Annotated in this window: 19 protein-coding genes, 4 tRNA genes, 1 other RNA gene and 1 pseudogene; 12 read left to right on the forward strand and 13 right to left on the reverse strand. The window is 70.8% G+C overall.

Annotated features, from left to right (window positions below):
- Positions 1 to 39: 39 nt before the first annotated feature.
- From purL to purS, 3 genes are read right to left on the reverse strand one after another with little or no spacing between them, the layout of a single operon-like run.
- Positions 40 to 2,289 (reverse strand): phosphoribosylformylglycinamidine synthase subunit PurL, encoded by a 2,250-nt coding sequence (purL, locus tag ABD858_RS15695; protein WP_345037835.1) that lies wholly within the window; start codon positions 2,287 to 2,289, stop codon positions 40 to 42.
- Positions 2,289 to 2,993: a phosphoribosylformylglycinamidine synthase subunit PurQ gene (gene purQ, locus ABD858_RS15700; protein WP_345037837.1), complete on the reverse strand. Its 705-nt coding sequence runs from the start codon at positions 2,991 to 2,993 to the stop codon at positions 2,289 to 2,291. Before purQ ends, purL begins: the two co-directional genes overlap by 1 nt.
- The gene (gene purS, locus ABD858_RS15705; protein WP_345037840.1) at positions 2,990 to 3,241 is read right to left on the reverse strand and encodes a phosphoribosylformylglycinamidine synthase subunit PurS; all 252 of its coding nucleotides are present in this window, start codon (positions 3,239 to 3,241) and stop codon (positions 2,990 to 2,992) included. The genes purQ and purS overlap by 4 nt, the downstream gene beginning before the upstream one ends.
- A 332-nt stretch (positions 3,242 to 3,573) precedes the next feature.
- Here purS and ABD858_RS15710 point away from each other — a divergent pair, with 332 nt between their 5' ends.
- The 8 genes from ABD858_RS15710 to ABD858_RS15745 all read left to right on the forward strand — a co-directional run bounded on the left by ABD858_RS15710 (position 3,574) and on the right by ABD858_RS15745 (position 9,079).
- Positions 3,574 to 3,903, forward strand: coding sequence for a histone-like nucleoid-structuring protein Lsr2 (locus ABD858_RS15710; RefSeq protein ID WP_345037842.1), 330 nt, complete (start codon positions 3,574 to 3,576; stop codon positions 3,901 to 3,903).
- A 281-nt stretch (positions 3,904 to 4,184) separates the two neighbouring features.
- Positions 4,185 to 4,256 (forward strand) — tRNA-Gly (locus ABD858_RS15715).
- Between the two features lie 81 nt (positions 4,257 to 4,337).
- Positions 4,338 to 4,410: transfer RNA gene (locus ABD858_RS15720), tRNA-Gly, on the forward strand.
- A 125-nt stretch (positions 4,411 to 4,535) separates the two neighbouring features.
- A complete protein-coding gene (locus ABD858_RS15725; protein WP_345037844.1) occupies positions 4,536 to 5,462 on the forward strand; it encodes an ABC transporter ATP-binding protein in 927 nt (308 codons plus the stop codon).
- Positions 5,459 to 6,220: an ABC transporter permease gene (locus ABD858_RS15730; protein WP_345037846.1), complete on the forward strand. Its 762-nt coding sequence runs from the start codon at positions 5,459 to 5,461 to the stop codon at positions 6,218 to 6,220. Before ABD858_RS15725 ends, ABD858_RS15730 begins: the two co-directional genes overlap by 4 nt.
- 17 nt (positions 6,221 to 6,237) lie before the next feature.
- Positions 6,238 to 7,455, forward strand: coding sequence for a sensor histidine kinase (locus ABD858_RS15735; protein WP_345037848.1), 1,218 nt, complete (start codon positions 6,238 to 6,240; stop codon positions 7,453 to 7,455).
- A gap of 920 nt (positions 7,456 to 8,375) precedes the next feature.
- Positions 8,376 to 8,984 carry a response regulator transcription factor gene (locus ABD858_RS15740; protein WP_345037850.1) on the forward strand — a complete coding sequence of 203 codons (609 nt, stop codon included), beginning with the start codon at positions 8,376 to 8,378 and terminating at the stop codon, positions 8,982 to 8,984.
- Positions 8,985 to 9,006: 22 nt separating this feature from the next.
- Positions 9,007 to 9,079: transfer RNA gene (locus tag ABD858_RS15745), tRNA-Gly, on the forward strand.
- A gap of 43 nt (positions 9,080 to 9,122) precedes the next feature.
- Here the strand turns inward: ABD858_RS15745 and ABD858_RS15750 are convergent.
- The 6 genes from ABD858_RS15750 to ffs all read right to left on the reverse strand — a co-directional run bounded on the left by ABD858_RS15750 (position 9,123) and on the right by ffs (position 17,722).
- Positions 9,123 to 10,022: a phosphoribosylaminoimidazolesuccinocarboxamide synthase gene (locus ABD858_RS15750; RefSeq protein WP_345037852.1), complete on the reverse strand. Its 900-nt coding sequence runs from the start codon at positions 10,020 to 10,022 to the stop codon at positions 9,123 to 9,125.
- Positions 10,023 to 10,109: 87 nt separating this feature from the next.
- Positions 10,110 to 11,639, reverse strand: coding sequence for a N,N-dimethylformamidase beta subunit family domain-containing protein (locus ABD858_RS15755; protein WP_345037854.1), 1,530 nt, complete (start codon positions 11,637 to 11,639; stop codon positions 10,110 to 10,112).
- A 191-nt stretch (positions 11,640 to 11,830) separates the two neighbouring features.
- Positions 11,831 to 13,438 carry a M48 family metalloprotease gene (locus tag ABD858_RS15760; protein ID WP_345037856.1) on the reverse strand — a complete coding sequence of 536 codons (1,608 nt, stop codon included), beginning with the start codon at positions 13,436 to 13,438 and terminating at the stop codon, positions 11,831 to 11,833.
- Positions 13,439 to 13,958: 520 nt separating this feature from the next.
- Complete coding sequence (gene purD / locus ABD858_RS15765; RefSeq protein WP_345037858.1) at positions 13,959 to 15,212, reverse strand: phosphoribosylamine--glycine ligase; 1,254 nt, start codon at positions 15,210 to 15,212, stop codon at positions 13,959 to 13,961.
- Positions 15,213 to 15,274: 62 nt separating this feature from the next.
- Entirely contained in the window at positions 15,275 to 17,581 is a 2,307-nt protein-coding gene (locus tag ABD858_RS15770) for a DNA polymerase III subunit gamma and tau (RefSeq protein WP_345037860.1), read from the reverse strand.
- Between the two features lie 42 nt (positions 17,582 to 17,623).
- Positions 17,624 to 17,722: signal recognition particle sRNA small type (gene ffs, locus ABD858_RS15775), an RNA gene on the reverse strand.
- A 72-nt stretch (positions 17,723 to 17,794) separates the two neighbouring features.
- On the opposite strand from ffs, the gene ABD858_RS15780 reads away from it, so the two are divergent.
- A tRNA-Ser gene (locus ABD858_RS15780) sits at positions 17,795 to 17,882 on the forward strand.
- 126 nt (positions 17,883 to 18,008) lie between these two features.
- On the opposite strand, the pseudogene ABD858_RS15785 reads toward ABD858_RS15780, so the two are convergent.
- The 4 genes and pseudogenes from ABD858_RS15785 to ABD858_RS15800 all read right to left on the reverse strand — a co-directional run.
- Positions 18,009 to 18,089, reverse strand: a pseudogene (locus ABD858_RS15785) (DUF1932 domain-containing protein); the annotation flags it as partial.
- Between the two features lie 93 nt (positions 18,090 to 18,182).
- The gene (locus ABD858_RS15790; protein ID WP_345037864.1) at positions 18,183 to 18,596 is read right to left on the reverse strand and encodes a PIN domain-containing protein; all 414 of its coding nucleotides are present in this window, start codon (positions 18,594 to 18,596) and stop codon (positions 18,183 to 18,185) included.
- Positions 18,578 to 18,862 (reverse strand): hypothetical protein, encoded by a 285-nt coding sequence (locus tag ABD858_RS15795; RefSeq protein WP_345037866.1) that lies wholly within the window; start codon positions 18,860 to 18,862, stop codon positions 18,578 to 18,580. The genes ABD858_RS15790 and ABD858_RS15795 overlap by 19 nt, the downstream gene beginning before the upstream one ends.
- 898 nt (positions 18,863 to 19,760) lie before the next feature.
- A complete protein-coding gene (locus tag ABD858_RS15800; protein ID WP_345037868.1) occupies positions 19,761 to 20,135 on the reverse strand; it encodes a hypothetical protein in 375 nt (124 codons plus the stop codon).
- 16 nt (positions 20,136 to 20,151) lie between these two features.
- Between ABD858_RS15800 and ABD858_RS15805 the strand changes: the two genes are divergently transcribed.
- The 3 genes from ABD858_RS15805 to ABD858_RS15815 all read left to right on the forward strand — a co-directional run bounded on the left by ABD858_RS15805 (position 20,152) and on the right by ABD858_RS15815 (position 22,876).
- Positions 20,152 to 20,520 (forward strand): CAP domain-containing protein, encoded by a 369-nt coding sequence (locus tag ABD858_RS15805; protein ID WP_345037870.1) that lies wholly within the window; start codon positions 20,152 to 20,154, stop codon positions 20,518 to 20,520.
- 140 nt (positions 20,521 to 20,660) lie between these two features.
- On the forward strand, positions 20,661 to 21,245 hold the full coding sequence (locus ABD858_RS15810; RefSeq protein ID WP_345037872.1) for an HhH-GPD-type base excision DNA repair protein: 585 nt from the start codon (positions 20,661 to 20,663) through the stop codon (positions 21,243 to 21,245).
- A 113-nt stretch (positions 21,246 to 21,358) separates the two neighbouring features.
- Positions 21,359 to 22,876, forward strand: a complete 1,518-nt coding sequence (locus ABD858_RS15815; protein ID WP_345044576.1) for a M28 family metallopeptidase — start codon at positions 21,359 to 21,361, stop codon at positions 22,874 to 22,876.
- Positions 22,877 to 22,893: the final 17 nt, after the last annotated feature.

Here is a 22,893-nt window from a genome sequence, read left to right on the forward strand (position 1 = left end):
TCCCCCACCGGGGAAACGGGGCCACACGTCCGTCGCGTATCAGGCGAGCAGCGCCGGGATGGCTGCCTCGTGCGCGTCGCGGAGCTCGCTCAGCGGGATGCCGAACTCACCCTGCACCTCGACCGACTCGCCGTCCACGACACCGATGCGGGTGGCGGGCAGGCCGCGCGCACCGCACATGTCGTTGAAGCGGACCTCCTCGCTGCGCGGGACCGCGACGACGGCGCGGCCCGCGGACTCGGAGAAGAGGAAGGTGAAGGTGTCGAGCCCGTCCGGCACCACCAGCCGGGCACCCTTGCCGCCACGCAGGCAGGACTCGGTGACCGCCTGGATCAGACCGCCGTCCGACAGGTCGTGCGCCGCGTCGATCATGCCGTCGCGGGAGGCGGAGATCAGGATCTCGCCGAGCAGCTTCTCGCGGTCCAGGTCGACCTTGGGCGGCAGACCGCCGAGGTGGTTGTGGACGACCTCGGACCAGGCGGAGCCGCCGAACTCCTCGCGGGTGTCGCCGAGCAGGTAGAGGAGCTGGCCCTCTTCCTTGAAGGCGATCGGCGTACGGCGGGTGACGTCGTCGATCACACCGAGGACGGCCACCACCGGGGTCGGGTGGATGGCGATGTCGCCGGTCTGGTTGTAGAGCGAGACGTTGCCGCCGGTGACCGGGGTGCCGAGCACCTGGCAGCCGTCCGCGAGACCACGGGTGGCCTCGGCGAACTGCCACATGACGGCCGGGTCCTCGGGCGAGCCGAAGTTCAGGCAGTCGGAGATGGCGAGCGGCTTGGCGCCGGAGGCGGCGACGTTGCGGTACGCCTCGGCCAGCGCCAGCTGGGCACCGGTGTACGGGTCGAGCTTGGCGTACCGTCCGTTGCCGTCGGTCGCCACGGCCACACCGAGGTTGGTCTCCTCGTCGATACGGACCATGCCGGAGTCCTCAGGCTGGGCCAGGATCGTGTTGCCCTGCACGAAGCGGTCGTACTGGTCGGTGATCCAGGACTTGGAGGCCTGGTTCGGGTGGGCGACCAGCTTGAGGACCTGCTCGCGCAACTCGTCCGCGTTCTGCGGGCGGGGCAGCTTGCCGGCGTCGTCGGCCTGCAGGGCGTCCTGCCAGTCCGGACGGGCGTACGGGCGGTGGTACGTCGGGCCCTCGTGGGCGACGGTGCCCGGGGGCACGTCCACGATCTGCTCGCCGTGCCAGAAGATCTCCAGGCGCTCGCCGTCGGTCACCTCACCGATGACGGTGGCGATGACGTCCCACTTCTCGCAGATCTCCATGAAGCGGTCGACGTGCTGCGGCTCGACGATCGCGCACATGCGTTCCTGCGACTCGCTCATGAGGATCTCCTCGGGCGAGAGCGTCGCGTCGCGCAGCGGAACGGTGTCCAGCTCGATACGCATACCGCCGGAGCCGGCGGAGGCCAGCTCGGAGGTGGCACAGGACAGACCGGCGCCGCCGAGGTCCTGGATGCCGGCGACCAGCTTCTCCTTGAAGACCTCGAGCGTGCACTCGATGAGGAGCTTCTCCTGGAAGGGGTCACCGACCTGGACGGCGGGGCGCTTCGTCGGCTTCGTGTCGTCGAAGGTCTCGGACGCCAGGACCGAGACACCGCCGATGCCGTCGCCGCCGGTGCGGGCGCCGTAGAGGATGACCTTGTTGCCGGGGCCGGAGGCCTTGGCCAGGTGGATGTCCTCGTGCTTCATGACACCCACGCACAGGGCGTTGACCAGCGGGTTGCCCTGGTAGCAGGAGTCGAAGACGACCTCGCCGCCGATGTTGGGCAGGCCCAGGCAGTTGCCGTAGCCGCCGATGCCCGCGACGACGCCCGGCAGGACGCGCTTGGTGTCGGGGTGGTCCGCGGCGCCGAAGCGCAGCGGGTCCATGACGGCGACCGGGCGGGCACCCATGGCGAGGATGTCGCGGACGATGCCGCCGACGCCGGTGGCGGCGCCCTGGTAGGGCTCGATGTACGACGGGTGGTTGTGCGACTCGACCTTGAAGGTGACCGCGTAGCCCTGGCCGACGTCGACGACACCGGCGTTCTCGCCGATGCCGACGAGGAGGGCATCGTTCTCGGGGGCCTTCTCGCCGAACTGCTTCAGGTGGACCTTGCTGCTCTTGTAGGAGCAGTGCTCGGACCACATGACGGAGTACATGGCGAGCTCGGCGCCGGTCGGGCGGCGGCCGAGGATCTCCCGGATGCGGTCGTACTCGTCCTGCTTCAGGCCCAGCTCGGCCCAGGGCTGCTCGACATCCGGCGTCTCGGTTGCGTGCTTGACGGTGTCCAGAGTCATCAGGCGTTGACCAGCTTCTTCAAGATCGAGGTGAAGAATCCGAGGCCGTCGGTGCGGCCCGTGCCGACGAGCGGCTCGACGGCGTGCTCGGGGTGCGGCATCAGGCCGACGACGTTGCCGGCCTCGTTGGTGATACCGGCGATGTCGCGGAGCGAGCCGTTGGGGTTGCCGTATCCATCAGCGGCCTCGCCGCGGGCCAGGTAGCGGAACGCGACCCGGCCCTCGGCCTCCAGCATGTCCAGGGTCCGCTCGTCGGCGACGTAACGGCCGTCCATGTTCTTGAGCGGGATCTGGATCTCCTGGCCGGCGGTGTAGTCGGCGGTCCAGGCCGTCTTGTCCGTCTCCACGCGCAGCCTCTGGTCGCGGCAGATGAAGTGCAGGTGGTTGTTGCGCAGCATCGCACCGGGCAGCAGATGGGCCTCGGTGAGGACCTGGAAGCCGTTGCAGATACCGAGGACCGGCATACCCGCCTTGGCCTGGTCGATGATCGTCTCCATCACCGGCGAGAAGCGGGAGATGGCACCGGCGCGCAGATAGTCGCCGTAGGAGAAGCCTCCGGCCAGTACGACCGCGTCGACCTGCTTGAGGTCCTTGTCGCGGTGCCACAGCGAGACCGGCTCGGCGCCCGCGATGCGGACGGCTCGAAGACTGTCCCGGTCGTCGAGCGTACCCGGGAACGTGACGACTCCGATACGAGTGGTCACTTGGACTCCTCGACCTTCACGGTGAAGTCCTCGATGACGGTGTTGGCGAGGAAGGTTTCGGCCATCTCGTGGATGCGGGCGAGGGCGGCGTCATCGACGGGCCCCGCGACCTCGAGCTCGAAACGCTTTCCCTGGCGGACGTCCGCGATCCCGTCGAAGCCGAGACGGGGCAGCGCACGCTGCACGGCCTGTCCCTGCGGGTCGAGGATCTCCGGCTTGAGCATGACGTCGACTACGACGCGTGCCACTGGCACTCCCGTTGGTGTGGTGCGTAAGGCGGTTCCTTCAGCGTACCCGCCCGAAAAATCTACTCGCGTAGATATGCAGGGTGCCCGATCACGTTGCAGTATCGGCCCCCGGCAGGCCCACCAAGCCCCGGAAAAATCCCGGGAAAAAATCCCCCGGCTGGATTACGGTGGGACACGCTGAGGCAATTGCCAGGACTTCACAATGCAATGCCTCCCGCTGTACAAAGGAATCCCCAGGGAATCCCGAGGGAAATGGGATTGCTGCAAATCAGCCGGAAGGCCGGTGTCGCCGCACGTCAGAGCCGCGATACCGCAGGAAAGGACCGATATCCGTGGCTCAGCGCGTAGTGGTCACGCTCTTCGACGACATCGACGGCGGAGAGGCGGCGGAAACGGTCATGTTCGGCCTCGACGGGAAGTCGTACGAGATCGACCTCAATGACGCCAATGCAATGAAACTGCGCGAGGCGCTTGCCCCGTACGTCGCAGCCGGCCGCAAGAAGTCGTCCCAGGCGTCACACTCCGGCAAGGCCTACCGGCACACCTCCCTGGCCCCGGACCCGGCGGCCGTCCGCGCCTGGGCCCGCTCGCACCAGATGGACGTGCCCACACGTGGCCGGATCCCGAAGAAGGTCTTCGAGGCCTTCAACGCCGCCCACTGAGCCGCCCGCTGCCCCCACCCCCGGACCCCGGGGGCGGCCGACCGCTGAACGCCCGCCCGGCCCGCCGGGCCACACCCACCGAGCCGCCGGGCCCTGCCGGCCGCTGCCGCGCCACCCGGCGCCTGCCGGACCGTGGAGCCGCCCGGCCGGCCCGCGCCGCTGGGGCATTGAGCCTGCAGAAACTCTCCAGCGATCATGGACTTGCGCTACCCCCCCAATGATCAGCTAGAGTCTGGATCACGCCGAGGGGCGAGGCCGAAAAGCCGAAACCCACGGAGCGTGCGGGTGTAGTTCAGTAGTAGAACATCCCCCTTCCAGGGGGAAGGCGCAGTGTGCGATTCCTGTCACCCGCTCCGCATCAGGTACCAACCACTCCGATGGATCAGGTACAGTGGTGTTCGCACCGCCCGGTGAAAGCCGGTCGGGGCAAAAATGCGGACGTGGCTCAGTTGGTAGAGCATCACCTTGCCAAGGTGAGGGTCGCGAGTTCGAATCTCGTCGTCCGCTCAAGTGAAGGCCCTGGTCGAAAGACCAGGGCCTTTTTCATTGCCGTCACCGCTGATGACAAATGTCATCAGCAGCGATGACAGCACGCACTGACCTTCCGTCCGCGACGGCGGAACGCTGGATCCATGACCGATGTGATCGAAGCCGAGGGGCTGCGGCGCACCTACCGGGGCGGCTTCGAGGCCGTCCGCGGAATCTCCTTCTCCGTGGCACCCGGCGAACTCTTCGCCCTGCTCGGAACGAACGGCGCCGGCAAGACCTCCACCGTCGAGCTCCTCGAGGGCCTCGCCCCGCCTGGCGGGGGCGCGGTACGGGTGCTGGGGCACGACCCGTACCGCGAACGGGCCGCCGTACGTCCGCGGATCGGAGTAATGCTCCAGGAAGGCGGCTTCCCCTCCGACCTCACCGTCACCGAGACCGTCCGCATGTGGGCCGGGTGCACCAGTGGGGCGCGTCCGGTCGGCGAGGCCCTGGAGCTGGTGGGGCTCACGGGCCGGGCCGGCACCCGCGTGAAGCTGCTCTCCGGCGGCGAGAAACGGCGCCTGGACCTGGCGCTCGCCCTGCTCGGCCGGCCCGAGGTGCTCTTCCTCGACGAGCCGACGACCGGACTCGACGCCGAAGGACGCCGCGAAACCTGGAAGCTGGTGCGCGAACTGCGCGACTCCGGCACCACCGTGCTGCTCACCACGCACTATCTGGAGGAGGCCGAGCAGCTCGCCGACCGGCTGGCGATCCTGCACCAGGGCCGCATCGCGGCCGAGGGCCGGGTGGCGGACGTGGTCGCCGGACGGCCCGCGCGGATCTCCTTCGACCTGCCGGACGGCTACCACCTCGGCGATCTTCCCCCGCTCGGACAACTCGGCGTCACCGACCACGAGTCGGTCGGCCGGACCGTACGCCTGCGGACGAACGCTCTGCAAGAGTCGGCCACCGGGCTGCTGTTGTGGGCCCAGCGGGCCGGAGTGGAGCTGCGCGGCCTGGATGTGCGGTCGGCGTCGCTGGAGGAGGCGTTCCTGGAGATCGCGAAGGAAGAGAAGGAGCAGACCGCATGACCGCCCTGGCACGCATGACCGCCCTCGGACGCGCCGAACTGACGCTGCTCGGACGCAACAGGACGGCGCTGTTCACAGCGCTGGCCCTGCCCGCGCTGATGACCTTCAGCTTCAGCACCGCGGTGCGGGAGATGGATCTCGAAGCCGCCGGGCTGACCGCCGCGACCGTGCTGCTGCCCGGCTCCATCGTGCTGGTGCTGCTCTTCGCCGTGTACTCGACCCTCACCGGCGCGTATGTGGCCCGCCGCGAGGAGCTGGTGCTCAAGCGGCTGCGTACCGGAGAGCTGTCCGACCTGGAGATCCTCGCCGGAACCGCGCTGCCCGCCGTGGTCACCGGACTCGCCCAGTGCGTGCTGCTGGCGGTCGGCGGCGCCCTGGCCCTGGACGCGCCCGCGCCCGCCAGTCCGCTACTGATGATCGCCGGCGTGGTGCTCGGCATGACGCTCGTCGTGGCACTGGCCGCCGCGTCCTCGGGCCTCACCCGCACCTCGGAGACCGCGCAGCTCACCGTGCTGCCGCTGGTCCTGGTGTCGGCGCTGGGCTCCGGGGTGGTCGCCCCGCTGGAGCTGTTCCCGGACCGGCTCGCCTCGGCTCTGGAGCTGCTGCCCATGTCACCCGTGGTCGCGCTCATACGCGACGGCTGGACCGGCGGCGCGGACGCGGGCGAGAGCCTCAAGCACCTCGCGGTAGGCCTGGCCTGGGCTCTGATCACGGTGTTTGCTGTACGCAGGTGGTTCCGCTGGGAGCCGCGGCGCTGAGCGGAAACGGATGAAGAGTGCTGGGACCGATACGCAGCTGGCAGCGGCGAAGCAAGATCGAGAAGGTCGAGCTCTACACGCGCTTCACGTACTACGCCCTCCCCTGGTTCCTGTGCCTGGGCTGGGGCGTCCTGCCGCTGACCGATGTGGAACACCGCCCCCTCCCCCTCGCCCTGGCCGGGACGCTGACCCTCATCTGGATCGTCCAGTGCGTGGTCACCCGGCGCGCCCTCGGTGAGTCGCTGGACCACTATCTGGGCCGGGCGCCGTTTCCGGTGCGCCGGCTGACCGTCTCGGCGGTACTGATGGGGCTCGCCCTGGTGGCCGTCGCCGCTCTGGTGGCAGTGGACGGCATCCAGGACCCCACGGCCGTCCTGGGGGTGCTCTTCCTCCCGATGCCCTTCGCCCTGCCGTACTGCATGGCCGTACGGATACGGGTGTACGCGGCCGTGTACGCGGGCATCACCGCGGCCGCGATCGCCGCGCTGGCCGCGGCGGGAGCGGACGGCACCACCCTGGTCGTCCTGCTGCCGACGATGGCCGGTGGCTGCCTCATGGCCCTCGGCACCTCACGGCCCGGGGCCTGGACGCTGGGCGTGATGTGCCAGCTCGACGAGGCCCGGGACGTACAGGCGCGACTGGCGGTCGCGGAGGAGCGACTGCGGTTCGGCCGCGACCTGCACGACGTACTGGGCCGGAACCTGGCCGTGATCGCCCTCAAGAGCGAACTCGCCGTGCAACTCGCCCGGCGGGAACGCCCCGAGGCCGTGGAGCAGATGATCGAGGTGCAGCGGATCGCGCGGGAGTCCCAGCGCGAGGTACGGGACGTGGTGCGCGGCTACCGCGAGGCCGACCTGAGGGTGGAACTGGACGGCGCCCGGGGCGTGTTGGAGGCGGCCGGCATCAACTGCGAGGTGGACTCCGGCGATGCCTCGTCCCTGCCGCCGAACATCCAGTCGGCCCTGGCCTGGGTCGTCCGCGAGGCGACGACGAACGCGCTCCGGCACGGGGATGCGCGCCGGTGCGAGGTCCGCTTCTCGGTGACGGACACGCACGCGGCCCTGGTGGTCGAGAACGACGGCGCCGACGCAACCCGCTCGGGTCCGTCCGGCTCGGGCCTCACGGGCCTACGCGAACGCCTGGCAGCCCTGGACGGCACACTCGAAGCGGGCCGCGCGGCCCCGGACGTCTTCCGCGTCACGGCGAAGGTGCCGGTGCCGGACCTTGTTCAGTGAACGGAGGGGGCCGTGCAGGGGATGCTGCCCGGGCCCGGCGTTGCCGCCCTCTGTGCACTTGAGCGGTGTGAACGTCCTCAAACTCCCCCAGTTGCCTCCCCCGGCTACCGCTGGGGTGCCCCCAGGGTGCCTCCAGGACGGGCTTGTCCGGCGACCCGGTGTGGAATGACTGCCACAGCCGTGCAGCAGTCGGTCGAAGGGGGACGCGCAGGGGGTGCTGTCCGGGCCGTAAAACGTGATGTGTGACGCGCGAACGTGCCGGGCGACTTCACGGACTCCGAGAACGCGCGGCGTACGGGGGTCCGGGGGTCTCCCCCGGAAAAACACAGCATGCCCGGCCCGGACAGTACCCCCGGAGCGGCATCCGGCAACGACAGCAACCCCCGAACCGCACCCGACAACGACAGCAACCCCCGACCACCAGCACCCCCGAACCGCACCCGACAACGACAGCAACCCCCGACCACCAGCACCCCCGAACCGCACCCGACAACGACAGCAACCCCCGACCGCCAGCACCCCCGAACCGCACCCGACAACGACAGCAACCCCCAACCGCCAGCACCCCCGAACCGCACCCGACAACGACAGCAACCCCCGACCACCAGCACCCCCGAACCGCACCCGACAACGACAGCAACCCCCGACCGCCAGCACCCCCGAACCGCACCCGACAACGACAGCAACCCCCAACCGCCAGCACCCCCGAACCGCACCCGACAACGACAGCAACCCCCAACCGCCAGCACCCCCGAACCGCACCCGACAACGACAGCAACCCCCAACCGCCAGCACCCCCGAACCGCACCCGACAACGACAGCAACCCCCGACGCACCCGGGTAGGCGCACTCGGGCACGCGACCCCTGAGGGTCGCTCCGGGCCACGCCCGGGAGGAACCAAACGACCGAGAGGAACCAGATGACCGTGCACGTGCTGCTCGCCGATGACGAGCACCTCATCCGAGGCGCGCTCGCCGCGCTGCTCGCGCTGGAGGACGATCTGACCGTCGTCGCCGAGGCCGCCTCCGGGCCCGAGGCGCTCGCCATGGCGCGGGCGCACCGGCCCGATGTCGCGGTGCTGGATCTGCAGATGCCCGGCGCCGACGGCGTGAGCGTCGCCACATCGCTGCGGGCCGAGCTGCCGTCCTGCCGGACCATGATCGTGACCAGCCATGGCCGCCCGGGGCACCTCAAGCGCGCCCTCGCCGCGGGCGTCCGCAGCTTCGTACCAAAGACCCTCAGCGCCCAGCGCCTCGCCGAGATCATCCGCACCGTCCACGCCGGAAACCGCTACGTGGACCCGGAGTTGGCCGCCGACGCGATCTCGGCCGGGGACTCGCCGCTGACCGCCCGGGAGGCGGAAGTGCTGGAGCTGGCGGCCGACGGGGCGCCCATCGCGGAGATCGCCGAGCGGGCTTCGCTCTCCCCGGGGACGGTACGGAACTACCTCTCCTCGGCTGCCTCGAAGCTCGGCGCCGAGAACCGCCACGCGGCGGCGCGTCTCGCTCGCGCCCGGGGTTGGGTATAGTTGGTCTCGCGCTACGGCGCCTGCGGACGTGGCTCAGTTGGTAGAGCATCACCTTGCCAAGGTGAGGGTCGCGAGTTCGAATCTCGTCGTCCGCTCAAGTGAAGGCCCCGGTCGATCCGACCGGGGCCTTCGGCGTTGCTACGACCAGCTCATACCGGTCAACAGCTCGTACGCCTCCAGGTACTTCGCGCGGGTGCGCTCCACCACCTCGGCGGGCAGCGCGGGCGGCGGCTGCTCGCTCTTGCGGTCCCAGCCGGACTCGGCGGAGGTCAGCCAGTCGCGGACGTACTGCTTGTCGTACGACGGCTGAGCACGGCCCGGCTGCCACTGGTCGGCCGGCCAGAAGCGCGAGGAGTCGGGGGTGAGCACCTCGTCGGCGATGACCAGCTGCTCACCGTCGAAGCCGAACTCGAACTTCGTGTCCGCGAGGATGATGCCGCGCTCACGGGCGATGTCGCGGGCCCGGCCGTAGACGGCCAGGGTCGTCTGGCGGAGCAGGGCGGCGGTCTCGGCGCCGACCTGGCGGGCGACCTCCTCGTACGACACGTTCTCGTCGTGGTCGCCGACGGCCGCCTTCGTGGCGGGGGTGAAGATCGGCGCGGGCAGCTCGGAGCCGTCGCTGAGCCCCTCGGGGAGGGCGAGACCGCAGACGGTGCGGGACTCCTGGTACTCGGCGAGGCCGGAGCCGGTGAGGTAGCCGCGGGCGACGCACTCGACCGGGACCATGTTCAGCGACTTGCAGATGAGGGTGCGGCCGGCCCAGTCGGCGGGGGCGCCGGCGGGCAGCTCGGCGGAGATCACATGGTTGGGCACCAGGTCGGCGAGGCGGTCGAACCACCAGAGGGACAACTGGGTGAGCACCCGGCCCTTGTCCGGGATCTCGGTGGGCAGCACCCAGTCGTACGCGGACATGCGGTCGCTGGCGACCATCACGAGGTCACCGGCCTCGTTCTGGTACAGGTCGCGCACCTTGCCGGTGTGCAGATGCACCAGGCCCGGTACCTGGATCGGTTCGGGCTTTTCGACGAATCCGGACACGGTTCCTCCCCGTGGTTCTGTCCAATGCCTTGATTCTCCCGCATCCGGGAGGCAGGACGGTCCAGGGGGTCGGTCGTGTCAGCCGGGTCAGTCGCGTTTGCAGATGCGGTCCAGGAGGTTGGCGGTGGCGCGCTGGATACGGCTGTCGGTGTGGCCGGGCCGGTCGAGGGCCGGGGACCATGCGAACGTTCCGGAAGCGAAGACGAGCGCTCCGCTCGGTGCCCGGTAGAGCGAGGTCTCCTGGTGGCGCAGTACCCCGTCGCCGTCGCGGTACGGGGAGTGGGCGAGCAGGATGCGGTCCTGGTGCTCGGGGAGCGTGGTACGCGGGAAGTACCGGTCGGCCTCGCCCGCGACCAGGCCGGAGATCTCGTCGCCCTCGTGCGCCCCGGTGGCGTCCCACAGCCAGTGGTCCGCGTTGCGTACGACCAGGGGGTGCGGCTCGGGGACCCGGCCCGCGTACTGGATGCCGAGCAGCTGCTGCTCGGGGCGGTCGATCTCCCGCCACAGGGCCGGTCGGCCGGGGCCTCTGCGCTTGCGGCAGGTGAGCAGCCGGTCCGGCACACCGGAGGGCGAGGGTCCGAGCTCGACCTGCCAGTACATGGTGTTGGCGGAGAGGAAGACGAGCGAGGTGCCGTGCTCGCGGGCCAGCTCGGCGGTGCGGCGCATCGGGGCGGACCAGTACTCGTCGTGGCCGGGGAAGACCAGTCCGCGGTAGCGGGTGGGGTCCACGCGGCCGGCGTGCATGTCGCGGGCGTCGGCGTACGCGATGTCGTAGCCGTATCGCTCGGCCCAGCGGATGAAGTCGTAGGCATGGCCCACGTGCAGCGGAAGCCCGGCCCCGGCGTACGGCCGGTCGAAGGACACCGTGATCGCCGCGTCCTCCTCGCCGAGCAGCCGTCCGTGCGCGTCCCAGGCGTGGTAGAGACTGGCGCCGGTGCGGCCGTCCTCCGGGTAGAGGTTGTATGCCTGCCAGGTGATGTCGGGCAGCAGGAGGAGCAGATCGGCGGGGTGGCCGTCGCGGACGGTGAAGGGGATGTGGGAGCGGTAGCCGTCGGCGGTGGTCAGCACGGCGACGTACGCGCCGACCGGCCAGTGGACCGGGATCTGCAGACGCCAGGAGAGCCACCAGTGGTGGCAGGAGACGGTGCGGTCGGCGGCGAGCGGGGCCGGCTGGACGATGCCTGACAGCCGCGGACTGGTGGTGATCTTGGCGGCGCCGTCGCCGTTGTAGTGCCCGATCCGGTAGATGTCGACGGAGAACTGCTGGGGCGGGTCGACGGTGATGTGGAAGTCCACCGCCTCGCCGGGGGCGACCGCCCCCGTGGATGTGAACCCCTTGATCTGCCGGTGCACGTCGTCGGCCGTACGCGGCCCGCTGCCGGCGACACGGGGGCGGGGGACCGTGGCTGCGGTCTCCACGTCGGCCCGGACATGGCCGGCGGTGTCGGCGCGCTCCGCCTGCTCGACGTGTTCGGCGTACCAGGGGATGAACTGCCCGGTGTCGCCGTAGTACTGCTCGCTGCCCCGCAGCCAGGGCAGCGGACCCTGGCCGAAAGGATCCGAGACGGCGTAGGCGAGGGCGCCCGATTCCCAGCGCCGGATCTGCTCCGCCCCCATACCCTTTCCCTCCCTCTGTCCCTCGGGACAGCTACGACAACCGCCGACAACTGCCGTGCGCCGGCTGTCAGCTACCGACCCCCAGCACATCACATAACGCACGCACTCCGTCACCGTTCGTCGCGAATTGACCAGGCCGAAACCTTCCAACGAGCGATCAGGCCTGTCCGCGCGACGCCCCGGGCCCGTCCTCAGACCAGCCGCACGGGTTTGTCCGGGCGGACGCCAGTCGGTGTCAGCCACGCGCGCAGCGGATCCGCGTCGCCCTCGTCGACGAGGGCGCGGACACGGGCCGCGAGGTCGGACGCGCGTTCCCCGGCGACGAGCAGGGCCGGACCGTCCAGCCAGTCGAGGCCCGGCACCGCGCCGGCCGTGTCGACGGCGGCGCAGCAGACCATCGCCGCGACATGGTCGGCCAGCAGCTCCCGGTCCGTACGCGGCGCCTGCGGCGGGAAGACGGGCGCGAAGCCGACGTCCCACGGGGCGAGCGGCGGCCGCGCCGGGGCCGTGGCCTCCTCGCGGGCCATCTCCGCGCCGATCCCGGCGGCCAGGGCGTCGCCGCCCTCCGCCGCGAGGTGGTCCATGACCCGGGCCAGCGTGGGCCCTCCGGGGTCCGCACCCGGGCGGACCCCCATGGCGTCCAGCACCCGGTGCAGCCGGGCCGCTTCCGTACGCCACTTACGGTCGACGACCTCTTCGGGGTAGTGCTGCCAGGCGACCGGCGACCAGTCGGGGCCGGTCTCCGCGGGCCCGCCGTGGAAGAGCCGGGCGGCGAGCAAGGAAGCGGCCTCGTCCACGAGGCCGGGCTCCTCCAGCAGGTCGCAGGCGGGGCGCTCGCCCAGCCGGGCGGCGAAACCCTCGGCGAGCCGGTCCCGGCGGGACAGCTCGGTGAGCGCGGAGACGACACCGGCGTCGAGCCCGGACGGCCAGCGGCCCATCCGCCAGGCGGGCAGCGCGACCCGGGTGAGCAGCCGGTCCCAGCCGGCGTAGGCCAGGCCGACCTGCTCCTGGGCGACGATCCGCAGGCCGTAGTCCACGGCCTGCGCGCGTTCGGACGCCGCGACCGCGACGCCCCGCTCCATCTCGGCGGCGTGCCCCCGGCAGGCGCGCAGCATCAGCCGGGCCACAGCGCCGACGGAAGCGAACGCCGCCCGACTCACCGGCCCGCCTCCCGAATGTGCGGCGACCGCGACGGCCGCGTCCAGCCCGCGCACGAAGCGGCGGGCGGCGGCTATGTCGGGGTGCGCGGAAGGGCCCGTACCGGCGACGACCGGGGCGAGTACGGCCCTCAGCTCACCGACCCGCATCCACCACAGGAACGGGGACCCGATGACCAGCACCGGGGCGGTCTCGTCGCGGCGGCCCCGCGGCACGCCCGGCGGGCCGTGCGCCGGGTGCGTACGGTCCTCCAGCCAGCTGTCGCAGTCCGGGGTGAGCGCTAGCGCGGAAGGCGCCGGCACATCGAGCCGGTCCGCGAGGTCGCGCACCAGCCGGTACAGGTCCGGGGCCGCCGTCTCGCCCAGCTCCACGGTCGGGCTGACGGCCGGCCCGGCCCGGGCCACGATCACCGCGACCCCGGCCGCGAACAGCAGGACCAGGACCGCCGCACAGCTCACCGCCCAGCGGGCCGTGTCCCAGCCCGCGCCGCCGATACGGCCGGTGGCCCCGCCGACGAGCAGCACGACGGCGACGGCCGCCGGCAGCAGCGCGACAGCCAGCGCCCTGCCGCGGACACGCAGCACGGCGAGCGCGCGGGAACGCGCTGCCTGCGCGCCCACCTCTTCAACCGGACCGGACACGGCTGGACGTCACCCCCTGCACCACTGCATCGGCGTTGCCCATTCCCCCACTGTGGCACCCGCCACTGACATCGCAATGCCGGTGGGCCAAGTGCCGGAACGCTTGCGCGGCACCTTAGTTGGGGTCCGGGCCGTCGTCAGCCGGATGGGACGGCGGTCACTCGATGGAATGGCTTTGGGCAGAGGTACCGGCGATCCGTGCCAGTGCTGTGGCCGGAAAGGTCTGCCGGGAAGCTCGCGGCTCCCCCAGCTACCTCCCCCGTTCATCGAAGGCGGAGAATCGCAGCTCGTACTCGGCCGTACTCGCGCGATGCGACAACGGTGGGGGCACCTCCCGTGCCCGAAGGGCAACGGGGGAGAGGTGCCGTGCCTGGGGGCACCTCTGGGGGCACCCCCAGAGGTAGCTGGGGGAGCGTCGCGAGCCGGTGAAGCTTTCCGGTCACAGCCTGGATCCTGCCCGGCCGGTCGGGCAGGACCAGGGCCTGGGTCCTGACCCGGCCCACCGGGCCGGGTCAGGACCTCAAGAGCCCTGCGCCGCCTTGGCCGCGATGTCCGTACGGTGCTGGGAGCCCTCCAGCCGGATCCGGCCCACCGCCCGGTACGCCCGCTCGCGTGCCTCGGCGAGGTCCTTGCCGGTCGCGGTGACCGACAGCACCCGGCCGCCGGCGCTCACGATCGCGTCGCGGTCCTGCTTCGTACCGGCGTGCAGGACGTACGCCTCGGGCGCGTCCTGGGCCGCGACCTCGTCCAGCCCCTCGATCGGGTCGCCGGTGCGGGGCGTACCGGGGTAGTTGTGCGAGGCGACGACCACGGTCACGGCCGCGTCCACGCGCCAGTTCAGCGGCGGCAGGACGTCGAGCGTGCCCTCGGCCGCGTTGAGCAGAACGCTCGCCAGGGGGGTCTTCAGGCGGGCCAGGACCACCTGGGTCTCCGGGTCGCCGAAACGGGCGTTGAACTCGATGACGCGCACACCGCGGCTCGTGATCGCCAGACCGGCGTAGAGCAGTCCGGAGAACGGCGTACCGCGCCGGCGCAGCTCGTCCACGGTCGGCTGGAGGACGGTCTCCATGACCTCGTCCACCAGCTTCGGGTCGGCCCACGGAAGCGGGGAGTACGCGCCCATGCCGCCGGTGTTCGGGCCCTCGTCGTTGTCGAGGGCCCGCTTGAAGTCCTGGGCGGGCTGGAGCGGCAGCACCGTCCTGCCGTCGGTGATGGCGAAGAGGGACACCTCGGGGCCGTCGAGGTACTCCTCGATGACGACACGCTCACAGGCGAGGGCGTGCTCGCGTGCGGCGTCGAGGTCGCTGGTGACGACGACACCCTTGCCGGCGGCGAGACCATCGTCCTTGACGACGTACGGGGCGCCGAAGGCGTCCAGGGCCTCGTCGATCTCCTCGGGCGTGGTGCAGACGTAGCTGCGGGCCGTGGGCACGTTCGCCGCGGCCATCACATCCTTGGCGAAGGCCTTGGAACCCTCCAGCTGCGCCGCCTCCCGGCTGGGACCGAAGCAGGGAATGCCGGCCGCGCGCACGGCGTCGGCGACACCGGCGACGAGCGGCGCCTCCGGGCCGACGACGACCAGGCCGACGCCCAGCTCGGTGGCCAGGCGTGCGACGGCGGCACCGTCCAGGGCGTCCACCGGGTGCAGCTCGGCGACCTCGGCGATGCCGGCGTTGCCGGGGGCGCAGTGCAGAGCGGTGACGTCGGGGTCGAGGGAGAGAGAGCGGCACAGGGCGTGTTCGCGGGCGCCGCCGCCGATGACGAGGACCTTCACGGAACGCAAGCCTAGCCCGCGCCACGCGTGGCACCTTGTGCGGGCCGCCGAACCCCGCGCCCTCACTCGTTCGTATATTCCTCCACCACCGTAGCGCCCAGCTCCCGCACGATCAGGTCGTGACCGGACAGCGCCGACTCGACCAGGTCCGGATCGTCCGCCTCCGGGGTGTCGTCCTCCGGAGCGACCGGGGCGACGGGGGACGACTCGGGAGCCGCCGCACGGGACGTCTCGAGTGCCGGGGCCGGGGCGGCCGGGGCCTGCGGTGCGTACGCCTGCTGCGGCGCGGGCTGCGCGGGGCGCGGCTGCGGTGCCGCGGCGCGGCCCGCACCGGACGGCCGGTCGCCGCCGCCCGCCCCGCCGGACGGGTCGACGACGGCCTCGATCTTCCACTGCATGTTGAACTGCTCGGCCAGGACCTGCCGCAGCACGTCCTCGCTGCCGCTGCTCGCGAAGTTGTCCCGGGCGCCGGCGTTGAGGAAGCCGAGCTGGAGCGTGGTGCCGTCGAAGCCCGCGACCTGGGCGTTCTGGCTGAGCAGGATCCAGGTGAACCGTCGCCGGTTCTTGACGGCGTCGAGGATGTTCGGCCACATGTTCCGCACCTGGGCGGCGCCCTGCGCCATGCCGGGCGACACACCCGCCGGCGGTCCGGCCGCGGGTGCGGGCGCCGCCGGAGCGGGCTGCTGCGGCCGTCCCTGCCCGGGCGCGGCAGCGCTGGGCCAGGCCCCGGGAGCGGTCTGCCCGGCACCCCCACCGGGCGCCGCCGCCGTCGGCCAGGCCCCGGGGCGAGGGCCCTCGGCCCGGGGCGGCGCGGACTGCTGCGACGGCTGGGCCTGCGCGCCGCCCGTCGTCGGCCATGCGCCGGGACGTCCGCCCTGGCCGTCGGCCGCGGGCTGCTGCGGCGTACCGGAACCGGCGGGCCAGGTCCCCGGGCGGGAGCCCTCGGCCTGGACCGGCGCCGCGGGCGCGCCCGCCCGGGCAGCCGGGGCACCCCCCGCGGCCGGCCACGCGCCGGCTTCCTGCGCACCGGCATCGGGACCGGCCGCGGCCGGGACGCCGGGCGCGGCAGGCGCGGGGGCACCCGCACCGCCTCGTGCCGCCGCGCGGGCCGCGGCAGGACCGCCGCCCGGCGGGACCTGGGGCATCGGGGCATGGGCCTCCGGCCCCGGGACGTAGCCGATCGTCACGCCCGCTCCACCCGGCGCGAACGCGGCGCCCCGCTCCAGGCGGTCCAGCCTGGCCTGCACCGAACGCTCGTCGTCGTACGCCGCGGGCAGCAGCACCCGGGCGCAGATCAGCTCCAGCTGGAGCCGCGGCGAGGTGGCGCCGCGCATCTCCGTCAGTCCCGCGTTCACCAGGTCCGCGGCCCGGCTGAGCTCGGCAGCGCCGAACACGGACGCCTGTGCCTGCATGCGCTCGATCACATCGGCGGGGGCGTCGACGAGGCCCTTCTCCGCCGCGTCAGGCACGGCGGCCAGGATGACCAGGTCGCGCAGCCGCTCCAGCAGGTCGGCGACGAACCGGCGCGGGTCGTTGCCTCCCTCGATGACACGGTCCACGACCTCGAAGGCCGCCGCCCCGTCGCCCGCCGCGAAGGCGTCCACGACGGAGTCGAGGAGCGAGCCGTCCGTGTATCCGAGCAGGGCCGTGGCCATGGCGTACGTCACACCGTCCGTGCCCGCGCCGGCCAGCAGCTGGTCCATGACGGACATGGAGTCACGCACCGAGCCCGCGCCGGCCCGTACGACCAGGGGCAGCACGCCGTCCTCGACCGGGATGGCCTCCTTGGCGCACACCTCCGCGAGGTACTCGCGCAGGGTCCCCGGCGGCACCAGGCGGAACGGGTAGTGGTGCGTACGCGACCGGATCGTGCCGATGACCTTCTCGGGCTCGGTGGTCGCGAAGATGAACTTGAGGTGCTCCGGTGGCTCCTCGACCACCTTCAGCAGGGCGTTGAAGCCCGCCGAGGTGACCATGTGCGCCTCGTCGATGATGTAGATCTTGTACCGGCTGGCTGCCGGCCCGAAGAAGGCCTTCTCCCGCAGCTCACGGGCATCGTCCACACCACCGTGCGACGCGGCGTCGATCTCGATGACGTCGATCGACCCCGGCCCGTTCCGCGCCAGGTCCCGGCAGGACTGACACTCCCCGCACGGCGTCGGCGTCGGCCCCTGCTCGCAGTTCAGGCAGCGCGCGAGGATACGCGCACTGGTCGTCTTGCCGCATCCGCGCGGTCCGCTGAACAGGTACGCGTGATTGACCCGGTTGTTGCGCAGGGCCTGCTGCAACGGGTCGGTGACATGCTCCTGCCCGATGACCTCGGCGAAGGACTCCGGGCGATAGCGGCGGTACAGCGCAAGGGACGACACACATACGAGGTTATCCGGGCCCGCTGACAACGGGCCCCGCCGAACGCAAGCGCCCCTCACGCACCCGCCAGAGCCGACCTACCCTTGCTGCCTTCCGGCCCTGGGGGAGTTCAGTCAGATAGCGCCACGTGAGGGGCTGCGCCCAGCCTACCCGATCTCACTGCGAACGAACGAGTTCGCAAGCACCCTTCCGAGTCATGTACTGTTTGCCGCGGAGGATTCGCCTAGAGGCCTAGGGCGCACGCTTGGAAAGCGTGTTGGGGGCAACCCCTCACGAGTTCGAATCTCGTATCCTCCGCCAGTGCCTCACCGGGCACGATGTCGAAGGGCCCCACTGCTTGCAGTGGGGCCCTTCGACGTTGGTCGACCAGCTCGTCGCCCGCCTGAAGGCGGACGGGGAGGACCTGGCCCGGACGACAAGCCAGGCTTCGGTTACTCGGAGGGTGTCGGCGATGTCTCGCATCTCCGGGGCCCAGCGCCAGGCGCGGGCTGCCACGCTCGACAGGTAGGCGGAGGACCAAGTGACAAGAAGCAATCTGACGCCCGGAGGGCCACCGCCCTGGTCTCAGTTCCGGTCTCATTCACCCGTCCAGCACCGTAGTTACACGGCGACGAGGCGCACCCTGTCACCGCACAGCTTCGCCATGTCGTCGATATCCGAGGTGAGCATGACGACCGGGCGGCGCTGCCGCAGTGCCATCTCGGCCACGACCGCGTCGATGGCGTATTTGTGACCATGCAGCCCGGCATTGATCAGCATCGCCGAGGCGGCCTTGGCCTCCTCATCGCCGATAGGCACGATCCTCACTCCGGACAGCACCCAGGCAAGCCGCGCCTTGTCGGTCCCACGATGCACCGCTTCGATGATGGTGAGTGCGCTGATGACGACTTCCATCCCCCGCTTGCGGGCTTCGGCGATGAGGGCGACGACGGGTTCGTCATCACCGACGAACTTCGACAGGCCCTCGCAGTCGAGAACGAGGGTGCCTTCGTGGCTCAGCCTGCGGCGGGCCACTGCACCTCCTCGGCGAACACTTCGTCGAAGATGCGTCGTGCGCACTCCTGCTCGCGTTCGGAAATCGGCCCCTTGCGGCGTTCGTAGTCGGCCAGGTACTCGTCCAGGATCTGACCGCGCAGCTCACGCTCCACCGCTGCGGTGATGAAGGCGGAGAACTCACGCTTGCCGACCCGTCGGCGGATCGCCTCGGCCGTCCCCTCGGGAAGAGAAAGGCTCACTCTGGTAGCGGGTCCTTCGCCGACACTGTACGAAATCTCACCCATGCAGCGAGATTATCAAACAAGTAGGAATGAGGGGCCACCTCGGCCTTCACAAGGCACAGCCGCCCGCGGCCCTGCGACCTGATGGAGCCGCCCCACGCTCCGCTCCGCCGCAGGTCAGAACGCCGCCGCCGCCCCGCCCCGCCCCGAACACCCAGACGAACATGTGGAAAGCGCGTTGGGGGCAACCCCTCACGAGTTCGAATCTCGTATCCTCCGCCACCGCCCTCCAGGGCAGATGAAGGCCCCGCCCGACTCGCCGGTCGGGTTGGCGCCACCGCGGCTGAGCATCGCGCGCGCCGGGACCCGCGCCCGCATGACATGCGTCACAGCGAACTGCGGAACTAGGGCTGCCCGATAGTAGATGACGCGTGGGCGACATATGAGATTCGTCCATATCAATATGGACATTCACCTCAGGGGTTTGATCACTTTCGGTCCGCTCGAAACTTTCGCCCGTTTATCGGGCGTATACGCACTTCTGACGCGGCAACAGCACTTCCCACAAAGTCCCCGTGGCCGGCCAACATGCCCGGGTGTCCTTTTCAAGAACTCCGCGCGCTACGAACCGAGGTAGTAAAAACGCTCTTTGCCCTGTGCATGCAGTGGTTCTAAGAATGGCGACCGCAAGGCGTCTCCGCAGCTCAGGCACAGGTCTGTGCAGAGCCGACCGCATCCGGGGCGCTCCGCGAAAACCAATGAGGTCACGCATGAGCAAGCATCGCAGGAAGACGCGCTACCGGAAGACAGCCATCGCCGCCGTCGCAATTTGTGCCGTCGGTGTGCCCTCCGCCGCCATGGCCTGTTACGGGCCGCAGGAGAACGAGGCGGGTCGGCCCTACGGCGACTGGAAGAGCGCGGACGGTCATGGGAAGACCGCGGACTCCGAGCAATGGTGGACTCAGCGGGCCGGATGGGGCGGCCAGAAGCCGGCTCCGGGATCGCCGCAGGCGCCCAGCACCTCTCCCGGCACTCCCAGCGCTCCGAGTACGCCGAGCCCTCCGAACACCCCCAGTACCCCGAGCAACCCCAGCGCCCCCAACACCCCCAGCACTCCCAGCACGCCGAGCACCCCCAACACCCCCAGCACGCCGAGCACCCCCAGCACGCCGAGCACCCCCAGCACTCCCAGCACGCCGAGCACTCCCAGCACGCCGAGCACCCCCAACACCCCCAGCGCCCCCAGCACTCCCAGCACCCCCAACGCCCCCAACGCCCCCAACACCCCCAGCGCCCCCAGCACGCCGAGCACCCCCAGCGCTCCGGCGGCCGGCACCCCGGCGTCCGGGGACGTGGCCCGCGTGGTCGCGCTCGTCAACAGCGAGCGCGGCAAGGCCGGATGCTCGCCGCTGACCGTGAACGCGAAGCTGACCAAGGCCGCCCAGGATCACAGCGCGGACATGGCGGCCCACAAGAACATGTCGCACACGGGCTCCGACGGATCGTCCCCGGGTGACCGGATCCAGCGTGCCGGTTACAGCTGGAGCACCTACGGCGAGAACGTCGCCTACGGCTACAGCACCCCCGAGAGCGTGATGGCGGGCTGGATGTCCAGCCCCGGTCACAAGCAGAACATCCTGAACTGCTCCTTCAAGGAGATGGGCGTCGGCCTCGCGCAGCCCGGCAGCTACTGGACGCAGGACTTCGGAACGGCCCGCTGACGGGCTCGCCTTCCTCTGCCACGGACGAAGGCCGGACCGTTCCACGGTCCGGCCTTCGTCGTCGGTCCGCCGGTACGGACCTTGCTCCGTGCGGCCCGCCACGAGCGGCGCGGCCGCCGCCGCGCGGCGATCATCGGAACATGGACAAGACCCTTCGCCTCGCCCAGCAGCCCGAGGCGGACGAGTTGCTCGGCCGCAGTCCCCTGGCGGCGCTCGTCGGCATGCTGCTGGACCAGCAGGTTCCGATGGAGTGGGCGTTCACCGGGCCGTACACCATCGCGCAGCGCCTGGGCGAGGACGATCTGGACGCGCGCGAGATCGCCGTGTACGACCCTGAGGAGTTCGCGGCGCTGCTGTCGGCGAAGCCGGCCGTGCACCGCTATCCGGGGGCCATGGCCGGACGGGTGCAGAGGCTGTGCCAGTACCTGGTCGAGCACTACGACGGGGACGCGGACGCGGTGTGGCGTGACGTGGGCACGGGGGCCGAGCTGCTGAAGCGGCTGAACGATCTGCCCGGGTTCGGCAAGCAGAAGGCACAGATCTTCCTGGCGCTGCTGGGCAAGCAGCTTGGGGTGCGGCCGAAGGGCTGGCGCGAGGCGGCCGGGGCGTACGGGGAGGCGGGCTCCCACCGTTCGGTGGCCGACATCACCGGGCCGGAGTCGCTGGCCAAGGTGCGTGCGTACAAGCAGGAGATGAAGCGGGCGGCCAAGAGCGTCAAAAGTTAATGGCGTATTCCACTTGTGACACGAGTGTTCACAGAAGTCACCGCGATCGCTAGCTTTCCCTCACATTCGTTCGCACTGGAAGGACCCCTGTGAACGCGACATCTCGCAGAGCCATGGCCCTTACGGCCGCCGCCGCTCTCGCCACCCCGCTGCTGCTGGCCGCCGGCTCTCCCGCCTCCGCGACACCCGACCCCGGGAAGGCTGCCGAGCATCTGGCCCGGAAGCTGGTCCACGACTCGTCCGCCGAGGGTGCGTACAAGCATCTGCGGAAGCTCCAGTCCATCGCCGACGCCAACGGCGGTAACCGGTCGGCCGGTTCGCCGGGCCACGAAGCCTCCGCGAAGTACGTGCACGACCTGTTGGAGAAGGCCGGCTACCAAGTCTCCTACGAGACCTTCGACTTCACCTTCATCGAGACGCAAGCCGAGAAGCTGTCCGTGGTCTCCCCGGCGCCGCGCGACATCGCGATACGGGCGATGTCGTACACCAAGTCCACCCCGGTGGGCGGCATCAGGGCCGCGGTGACCGCGGTCCCGGTGGACGCCACCACCGGCTGCGAGCCCGGCGACTACGCGGCCGGCGCATTCACCGGGAAGATCGCACTGATCAAGCGTGGCGGTTGCACCTTCGCGGAGAAGCAGGCGACCGCGGCCGGCGCGGGAGCGGTCGGTGCGGTCATCTACAACAACACCGCGGGCGACCTGAACGGCACCCTCGGCGGCCCGGAGGCCGGGAGGATACCCACCGGCGGCATCACCCAGGCCGACGGTGAGGCGCTGGCCGCCGCGGCCGCCGCCGGCGAGGTGACGCTCTCCCTGGACATCCGTCAGCTCCAGGAGGTGCGCACCACCAAGAACGTGATCGCCGAGACCAAGGGCGGCGACGCGGCCAACACCGTGATGCTCGGCTCGCACCTGGACTCGGTGGCGGCCGGCCCCGGCATCAACGACAACGGCTCGGGCTCCGCCGGTCTTCTCGAAGTCGCGCTGGAGCTCGCCCAGACCCACAAGAAGCCCGCCAACAAGGTGCGCTTCGCCTGGTGGTCGGCGGAGGAGCTGGGGCTGCTCGGCTCGCAGGCGTACGTCGACGAGCTCACCGAGGCGCAGCGCAAGGACATCAAGCTGTACCTCAACTTCGACATGATCGCCTCGCCGAACTTCGGTCAGTTCGTCTACGACGGCGACGACTCGGACGGCGTGGGCGCGCCCGCCGGTCCCGAGGGCTCGGCCCAGCTGGAGAAGGGCATCACCGACTTCCTCGACAGCCAGGGCAAGCCGCACGAGGGCACCGACTTCACCGGCCGCTCGGACTACGGTCCGTTCATCGCGGTCGGCATCCCGTCCGGCGGTACGTTCACGGGCGCCGAGGGCATCAAGACCGCGGACCAGGCCCGGAAGTTCGGCGGTCGGGCCGGGGTCGCGTACGACTCCTGCTACCACGCCGAATGCGACAACCTGAAGAACATCGACATGTCGGCCTTCGACACCAACGTCGATGTGATCGCGAACGCGGTCGGCACCTACGCGTACGACCTGAGCTCGCTGAGCAAGCAGGTCCCGTTCGTCTCCACCAAGGGTGACGCGGGCAGCGGCGGCGGTCTGCACGAGGACCACGACCACGTCGCGGAGTAACACCCCACCGGCCCGCC

Source organism: Streptomyces sannanensis, from assembly GCF_039536205.1.
GTDB lineage: Bacteria > Actinomycetota > Actinomycetes > Streptomycetales > Streptomycetaceae > Streptomyces > Streptomyces sannanensis.

Coding starts and splice junctions, on each gene's coding strand:
- ABD858_RS15740 (WP_345037850.1), top strand. CDS start 8,376: ATGACCGTGCACGTGCTGCTCGCCGATGACGAGCACCTCATCCGAGGC.
- purL (WP_345037835.1), bottom strand. CDS start 2,289: ATGACTCTGGACACCGTCAAGCACGCAACCGAGACGCCGGATGTCGAG.
- ABD858_RS15815 (WP_345044576.1), top strand. CDS start 21,359: ATGGCCCTTACGGCCGCCGCCGCTCTCGCCACCCCGCTGCTGCTGGCC.
- ABD858_RS15730 (WP_345037846.1), top strand. CDS start 5,459: ATGACCGCCCTGGCACGCATGACCGCCCTCGGACGCGCCGAACTGACG.
- ABD858_RS15725 (WP_345037844.1), top strand. CDS start 4,536: ATGACCGATGTGATCGAAGCCGAGGGGCTGCGGCGCACCTACCGGGGC.
- ABD858_RS15810 (WP_345037872.1), top strand. CDS start 20,661: ATGGACAAGACCCTTCGCCTCGCCCAGCAGCCCGAGGCGGACGAGTTG.
- ABD858_RS15755 (WP_345037854.1), bottom strand. CDS start 11,639: ATGGGGGCGGAGCAGATCCGGCGCTGGGAATCGGGCGCCCTCGCCTAC.
- ABD858_RS15795 (WP_345037866.1), bottom strand. CDS start 18,862: ATGGGTGAGATTTCGTACAGTGTCGGCGAAGGACCCGCTACCAGAGTG.